The following is a 915-nucleotide window of genomic DNA, read 5'->3' on the forward strand; positions in this document are numbered from 1 at the left end:
ATCTTGATCTTCTCAAGTTGACCGAGTATTTCTTTGAGGGAGAATATCCTGGTTGAATCCGTTCGATACTCCCGGATCCTCACCTTACTGCACAAATCGGAGATCGACGACTCGGGCTCAGCCTTCTTGAGATCGGCCAACTGCTCGAGGACCGGCTTGTCTTCTGCCACCATCAAGATACATTCGACGGTATCGGATGACTCATCCCGAGTAAGGGTAACCTGCACCTCTCTTTCACACGCATCATGGAACACTCTGACAGTCACCATCAGAGGGTGATCGCGACCGAACCCATGGGTCACCCCTTCCTTCAAGAACAGATGATGCTGGCAGGCTTTCGTGTCTGTCACTGTTTCACAGTAACTTCTGGGCACAATCGAGAGTGCCACCCATCCAAACAGAAGGATCATGGTTGTGATATGCCATCGCATGGCTTGCAATTCCTTTCTTGGAAGAAGCAATAATTGGGATCCATCCTGCGAAAGATATCTTCCACGACCTGGGGTCTGGTGATGATCTTACCATCAGGCCCGATTATTTCGAACGTAATGACAGTGTCGGGTGAAGAGTGACTAATTGGTGGAACGAATTCTGGAAATACTACTATTGAAGAATCAGTGACGTTCCGGATAGTCAGGTCGATATCGATAGCTTCCCCCTTATGGTAGTAACTTTGGTATGGTCGGATTGATGCGATAAGCTCCGAAGGTTCCTGGGATAAGAGAATTCCACAACTGAGCCCAAGGGCGATCAAGATATAGGCCACGCGTAATGTATTCGGATTATTTCTCGCCTCTCCACAGCCTGGCAGCCCAAAAGATAGCACAAAGAAGCGCTTAGTCGCTGTAAAGTAATTATTTAGGCCATTTGATCCGACGGGAAAAGCGTGTAGTTCCATTCTCCGTGAAACTCATC

Annotated in this window: 1 protein-coding gene; it reads right to left on the reverse strand. The window is 48.2% G+C overall.

What is annotated here, in order from left to right; translation table 11 throughout:
- Nucleotides 1-431, reverse strand: a 431-nt coding sequence (locus GY843_RS03745; protein WP_297306665.1) for a hypothetical protein, incomplete at its 3' end; no start/stop codon positions are given.
- Nucleotides 432-915 lie beyond the last annotated feature (484 nt).

The sequence above is a fragment of the Neptuniibacter sp. genome (genome assembly GCF_024231755.1).
Taxonomy (GTDB): Bacteria; Pseudomonadota; Gammaproteobacteria; order Pseudomonadales; family Balneatricaceae; genus Neptuniibacter.